Below are 6845 nucleotides of genomic sequence, written 5' to 3'. Positions count from 1 at the left end.
GGGCGTCACGACGTCGGCGCCCGTACGGCCGCCGACGTCGTGACGCCCGAGGTCGTCGCCAGGCTCACGCGCGGAGTCGTCGGCTCCGGCCGGACCGCCAACCACACGCCGTTCACCGGGGCGAAGCTGGCGGACCTGCCCGAGTCCACCCCCGAGGACGTCGCCGAGGCCTTCACGCGCGCGCGTGCGGCCCAGGCCGCCTGGGCCGCCACCCCGGTCAGGGCCCGCGCCGCCGTCCTCCTGCGCTTCCACGACCTCGTCCTCCAGCGCCAGTCCGAGGTCCTCGACCTCATCCAGCTGGAGACGGGCAAGGCGCGCCTGCACGCCCACGAGGAGGTGCAGGCGGTCGCCGTCGCCGCCCGCCACTACGGCCGCAAGGCCTCCTCCTACCTGAAGCCCCGCCGTCACACCGGCGTCGTGCCGACCCTCACCAAGGTCACCGAACTGCGCCAGCCGCGCGGTGTCGTCGGCCAGATCGCCCCCTGGAACTACCCGCTCGAACTCTCCGTCGGCGACGCGCTCCCCGCCTTCGTCTCGGGCAACGCCGTCGTCATGAAGCCCGACACGGAGACCGCGCTCACCGCGCTGTGGGCCCGGGACCTGCTCATCGAGGCCGGGCTGCCCGCCGAGGTGTTCCAGGTCGTCCTCGGCGACGGCCCGGTCGTCGGCCCCGAGGTCGTCAAGCACGCCGACTACGTCTCCTTCACCGGCTCCACCCGTACCGGCCGCGAGGTCGCCCAGGGCGCCGCCGCCCGGCTCGTCGGCGTCTCCCTCGAACTCGGCGGCAAGAACGCGATGCTCGTCCTGAAGGACGCCGACATCGAGAAGGCCGCCGCCGGAGCCGTCCGCGCCTGCTTCTCCTCCGCCGGCCAGCTCTGCATCTCCATCGAGCGCCTGTACGTGCACGAGTCGATCGCCGACGTCTTCCTCGACCGCTTCGCCGCCCGCACCAAGGCCATGCGGCTCGGCAACTCCCTCGCGTACGGCGCCGACATGGGCTCGCTCGTCGGCGACCGCCAGCTGGAGACCGTCACGAAGCACGTCGAGGAGGCCGTCGCCAAGGGCGCCACGCTCGTCGCCGGCGGCGTCGCCCGCCCCGACATCGGCCCCCTCTTCTTCGAGCCGACCATCCTCGACGGCGTCGAGGCCCCGATGGCGGTCTGCGGCGAGGAGACCTTCGGCCCGGTCGTCTCGGTCTACCGCTTCCGCGACGAGGACGAGGTCGTCGACCTCGCCAACGCCACCCCGTACGGTCTGAACTCCTCCGTCTGGACCAGGGACTCGCGCCGGGGTCACGCGGTCGCGGCCCGGCTGCGCACCGGCACCGTCAACATCAACGAGGGGTACGCCCCCGCCTACGGCAGCGTGCAGTCCCCGATGGGCGGCATGAAGGACTCCGGGCTCGGCCGGCGCCACGGCTCCGAGGGCATCCTCAAGTACACCGAGGCCCAGACCGTCGCCCAGCAGCGGCTGATCCCGCTCGCGCCCTCCTTCGGGATGGACGACGAGAAGTACGCCGCGTTCATGAGCGTGTCCCTGAAGGCGATGAAGGCCCTGCGCCTGCGCTGAGCCGGCGCCGCGCCTCCCCATCCCGACTGTCCCCTTTTCGTACGAGGAGAGCCATGACCGCGGTACCCCCTACCCAAAATCAGGAGCAGACGGAGGACGAGGCGTACGACTACGACGTCCTCGTCGTCGGTTCCGGCTTCGGCGGCTCGGTCACCGCGCTCCGCCTCACCGAGAAGGGCTACCGGGTCGGTGTCCTGGAGGCCGGGCGCCGCTTCACCCGGGCGACCCTGCCGAAGAACTCCTGGGACGTGAAGAACTTCCTGTGGGCCCCCGCGCTCGGCCTCTACGGCATCCAGCGGATCCACCTGCTCGGCAACGTGATGGTGCTCGCGGGCGCCGGCGTCGGCGGCGGCTCCCTGAACTACGCCAACACCCTCTACGAGCCGCTCGCGCCGTTCTTCGACGACCCGCAGTGGAAGGACATCACGGACTGGCGCGAGGAGCTGAGCCCCTACTACGACCAGGCCAAGCGGATGCTCGGCGTCCGGATCAACCCCACCATGACCCCGTCGGACATCCACCTCAAGGCGACCGCACAGAGCATGGGCATCGGCGACACCTTCCACATGGCGCCCGTCGGGGTGTTCTTCGGCGACGGGCAGGACGGGGACGGGACGGCGAGGGCGAAGCCGGGCGGCGAGGTGCCCGACCCGTTCTTCGGCGGGGCCGGACCCTCCCGCAAGGCCTGCACCGAGTGCGGCGAGTGCATGACCGGCTGCCGGCACGGCGCCAAGAACACCCTCAACGAGAACTACCTCCACCTCGCCGAGAAGGCGGGCGCGGTCGTCCACCCCATGACCTCGGTCGTCGCGGTCACCGAGGACTCGCGGGGCGGCTACGCCGTCAAGACCCTCCCCTCCGACAACCGGAGGAAGGGCAAGGGCCGTACCTTCACGGCCCGCAAGGTCGTCATCGCCGCCGGCACCTACGGCACCCAGACCCTGCTGCACCGGATGAAGGACACCGGCCTGCTGCCCCGGATCTCGGCCCGGCTCGGCGAGCTGACCCGTACCAACTCCGAGGGCCTCGTCGGCTCGCAGACCACCGACCGGCGCTACCGGAAGAAGCACGGCAAGGAGAAGGCCGACTTCACCCGCGGCGTCGCCATCACCTCCTCGATCCACCCCGACGAGAACACCCACATCGAGCCCGTCCGGTACGGCAGGGGCTCCAACTCGATGGGCGCGCTGACGATCCTCCAGGTGCCCTACGGCGCGCACCGGGTCCGCAGGTGGCTGCTCGAGATCGTCAAGCACCCCGCCCTCGCGGCCCGCTCGCTGTCCAACCGGCGCTGGTCGGAGCGGACCATCATCGGTCTCGTCATGCAGTCCCTGGACAACTCGCTGACCACCTACCGCAAGCCGGGCGGCATCGGGAAGGGCCTGCTCACCGCCCGCCAGGGCCACGGGGCCCCCAATCCGACGCAGATCGAGGCGGCGACCCGGGCCGCGAGCCTCCTCGCCGAGGAGATCAACGGCTTCGCGGGCTCCAACGTCGGCGAGCTGATGGGCACCCCGCTCACCGCCCACTTCCTGGGCGGCTGCCCGATCGGCGCGGACGCCGAGTCCGGTGTCATCGACCCGTACCACCGGCTCTTCGGGCACCCGGGGATCTCCGTCGTCGACGGCGCGGCCGTCTCCGCGAACCTCGGCGTGAACCCGTCGCTGACGATCACCGCGCAGGCGGAGCGGGCGATGTCGTTCTGGCCGAACAAGGGCGAGGAGGACCCGCGGCCGCGGCAGGGCGAGTCGTACGTACGGATCGCGGCGGTCGAGCCCAAGTCCCCCGCGGTGCCGGCCGAGGCCTTCGGCGCGCTGCGGCTGCCGTTCCTGGGGATGCCGGTGGTCCCGCCGAAGGCGTCCTGAACCGACGGCCGGCCGGTATCCGCGACCGGTACAGGTAAGGGGCGCTGCACCCCCCTCCGAGTGCAGCGCCCCCACCAGCTTTGGTGTTGCTGCATAGATGACCCGCGACCGGCGGGGAAGGTTGTAGCGGTTGCACAGGATCTTCGTGTGACGCGCGTCACGTCGGAGGGGTGTGCGCGGACAAGGGCCCCGTGGCGCGATTCCGGTCGCGGCACGGGGCCCTTGGGGTCGGCACCGGTGTCAGGGCAGCGGCGGTGCCGAACGGGGCGGCGCCGGGGGGTTGCGCCGCGTGGGAGAGGGTTCCGAGGGGTTCGCACTGTGCTGGCGGTCGCGGGGGCCGCGACCGGAAGAGCCGGTTGCGGCCGGCCCCGAGCGTCCCCGGGGCCGACCGCTCCTTCTGGGTGACCGGGCTGCTGTCCCCTGCTGTCCGGTCACAAGCGCTGGTGCGAGGTCCCACGACGTACCGGAGGTACGCCACACGCCCCAGCGAAGCCACGCGTGGTTTCTTACGGGCCCGCCCCTGGCTGGCACGGACACCCGGACCAACGAAGCCGGGCCGGAGCCGGTCACGCGCCGTACGGGTGAGAGCGGGCCCGAACTCAGATCCGGGGACGCACCCGGATACGCGACCGCACGCTCGGCCGCTGGGACGCAACGGGGGACGCGGGTGCACGTTCGGCCGCGGGGCGCCCCGGGTGGCCCGGGCGCACGCTCAGATGCGGCCGCGGCACAGCTCCAGCATCGTCATCGCCAGCGCCGTGCCCGGCTTGCCGAGGGCGTCCCTGTAGTGACCGAGGACCTCCATCTCGCGGGCCAGGTTCACCCGACGGCCGCCGGAGGAGATCCGAGCCTCCTGGATGACGGCCGAGACGGCCATCCGTTCCTGGATGAGACCGATGATCCGGTCGTCGAGCGCGTCGATGCGCTCACGGGCGTCGCCGATCAGCGTCGCCGCCTCGTCGGTGCGGGCGCCGGTCTTCTCGGGGGTGGCGGTGTTCGTCGTCATGGCGGGGCTCCTGGGGGTGTCGGATGCCCCGGGGCGGACCGGCCCGGGAACGACAAGCGCCCCGGGCTGTCAGCCCGGGGCGCCTGGGAAGTCGCTTGTCAGTTGCTCAAGCAGCACGACCATGGCAGCCGGTGGGCCGGTTGCCATAGGTAAAGACGAAGGTCGTGAGCTTGCGCATGTCGCCAGTATGGACCCCGGCGACGGACCGGGGCCAACCCGGGTTCGGATGGTGAGACGAAAAGCGTCACCGGCGCGCCGGTAGAATCGACAAATAGCACCCCCCTTCGGGGGACCCTCCTCCTACCGCCGGAAGGCCGCCGTAGTGTCATCAGCGACCCCCGCTGCCGCGCCCGACGTCACCAACCCGGACGTAGTCCTCGTTGTCGACTTCGGCGCCCAGTACGCCCAGCTCATCGCCCGCCGTGTCCGTGAGGCCCGGGTCTACAGCGAGATCGTCCCGTCCACCATGCCGGTGGCCGAGATGCTGGCCAAGAACCCGAAGGCGATCATCCTCTCCGGCGGCCCGTCCTCCGTGTACGCCGAGGGCGCCCCGCGCCTCGACCGTGCGATCTTCGAGGCGGGCGTCCCCGTCTTCGGCATGTGCTACGGCTTCCAGCTGATGGCGACGACCCTCGGTGGCACCGTCGACAACACCGGCGCCCGCGAGTACGGCCGGACCCCGCTGCACGTCTCCAAGGCCGGCTCCACCCTCTTCGAGGGCACCCCGGTCGAGCAGTCCGTGTGGATGTCGCACGGCGACGCCTGCTCCGCCGCCCCCGAGGGCTTCGCCGTCACCGCGTCCACGGACGTCGTGCCGGTCGCCGCCTTCGAGAACGACGAGAAGAAGCTCTACGGCGTCCAGTACCACCCCGAGGTGCTGCACTCCACGCACGGCCAGCAGATCCTGGAGCACTTCCTCTACCGCGGCGCCGGCATCGAGCCCAGCTGGACCACGGGCAACGTGATCGAGGAGCAGGTCGCGGCCATCCGCGCCCAGGTCGGCAACAAGCGTGCCGTCTGCGGCCTCTCCGGCGGCGTCGACTCCGCCGTGGCCGCCGCGCTCGTGCAGAAGGCCATCGGCTCGCAGCTCACCTGCGTGTACGTCGACCACGGCCTCATGCGCAAGGGCGAGACCGAGCAGGTCGAGAAGGACTTCGTCGCCTCCACCGGCGTCAACCTCAAGGTCGTCGACGCGCAGGAGCGGTTCCTCGCCGCCCTCGCCGGCGTCTCCGACCCCGAGACCAAGCGGAAGATCATCGGCCGCGAGTTCATCCGGGTCTTCGAGCAGGCGCAGGCCGAGATCGTCGCCGAGTCGGCGGGCACCGGCGAGGACGTCGCGTTCCTCGTCCAGGGCACGCTCTACCCGGACATCGTCGAGTCCGGCGGCGGCACCGGTACCGCCAACATCAAGTCCCACCACAACGTGGGCGGCCTCCCCGAGGACCTGGAGTTCGAGCTCGTCGAGCCGCTGCGCCAGCTCTTCAAGGACGAGGTCCGCATGGTCGGCCAGGAGCTCGGCCTGCCCGAGGAGATCGTCCAGCGCCAGCCGTTCCCCGGCCCCGGCCTCGGCATCCGCATCGTCGGCGAGGTCACCAAGGAGCGCCTGGACCTGCTGCGCGAGGCCGACGCCATCGCCCGCGAGGAGCTCACCGCGGCCGGTCTCGACCGCGAGATCTGGCAGTGCCCGGTCGTCCTGCTCGCCGACGTCCGCTCCGTGGGTGTCCAGGGCGACGGCCGCACCTACGGTCACCCGATCGTGCTGCGTCCCGTCTCCTCCGAGGACGCCATGACGGCCGACTGGTCGCGCCTGCCGTACGACGTGCTCGCCAAGATCTCGACCCGCATCACCAACGAGGTCGCGGACGTCAACCGGGTCGTCCTCGACGTCACCAGCAAGCCGCCGGGCACCATCGAGTGGGAGTAGTCGCTCCCGCCCGCTGAACCGGCCGAAGCCGCCGTCCCCGCGTCCGTCGCGCGGGGCGGCGGCTTCGTCGCGCCCGGCCCCTTTCCATGGCGTCCGGACTCTGGTGACTTGACCGGCCGGGCATTACCTTCCGGCGCATGAGCGTGATACCCGACCCCGTTCCCGTCGACCGGCTCCACTTCGCCATGCCGCCCGTCCACGCGACGGCCGAGGAGGAACGCACCCACCGCAAACAGCGGCTCGCCGGCGCGCTCCGGGTCTTCGGGCGGTTCGGTTACGAGGAGGGCGTCTCGGGCCACATCAGCGCCCGCGACCCCGAGCTCCGCGACTGCTACTGGGTGAACCCCTTCGGGGCGCCGTTCGAGGAGATCGCCGCGAGCGACCTCATCCTGGTCAACGGCGACGGGCAGGTCGTACGGGGCGGGCAGCACGTCAACCAGGCCGCGTTCACCGTCCACGCCCAGGTCCACCGGGCCCGGCC

5 protein-coding genes are annotated in these 6845 nt (G+C 71.6%); 4 read left to right on the top strand and 1 reads right to left on the bottom strand.

Translation table 11 applies throughout. The features are described 5' to 3' along the window. On the top strand, positions 1 to 1569 hold a 1569-nt coding region (locus AOK00_RS31030), incomplete at its 5' end, for a succinic semialdehyde dehydrogenase (RefSeq protein WP_055603526.1). Between the two features lie 53 nt (positions 1570 to 1622). Beyond that, positions 1623 to 3434, top strand: a complete 1812-nt coding sequence (locus AOK00_RS31025; protein ID WP_055603525.1) for a GMC family oxidoreductase — start codon at positions 1623 to 1625, stop codon at positions 3432 to 3434. A 712-nt stretch (positions 3435 to 4146) separates the two neighbouring features. On the opposite strand, the gene AOK00_RS31020 is transcribed toward AOK00_RS31025, so the two are convergent. After that, on the bottom strand, positions 4147 to 4440 hold the full coding sequence (locus tag AOK00_RS31020; protein WP_055603524.1) for a chorismate mutase: 294 nt from the start codon (positions 4438 to 4440) through the stop codon (positions 4147 to 4149). 322 nt (positions 4441 to 4762) lie between these two features. Between AOK00_RS31020 and guaA the strand changes: the two genes are divergently transcribed. Continuing rightward, complete coding sequence (gene guaA / locus AOK00_RS31015; protein WP_055603523.1) at positions 4763 to 6364, top strand: glutamine-hydrolyzing GMP synthase; 1602 nt, start codon at positions 4763 to 4765, stop codon at positions 6362 to 6364. Between the two features lie 137 nt (positions 6365 to 6501). Then, positions 6502 to 6845 (top strand): class II aldolase/adducin family protein (locus AOK00_RS31010; RefSeq protein ID WP_173861685.1); only part of this gene is annotated, 344 nt, incomplete at its 3' end.

The sequence above is a fragment of the Streptomyces aureus genome (assembly GCF_001418135.1).
GTDB classification, from domain to species: Bacteria; Actinomycetota; Actinomycetes; order Streptomycetales; family Streptomycetaceae; genus Streptomyces; species Streptomyces aureus_A.
Note: the sequence above shows the minus strand (reverse complement) of the source record. Positions and strands in the feature narration are given on the sequence as shown.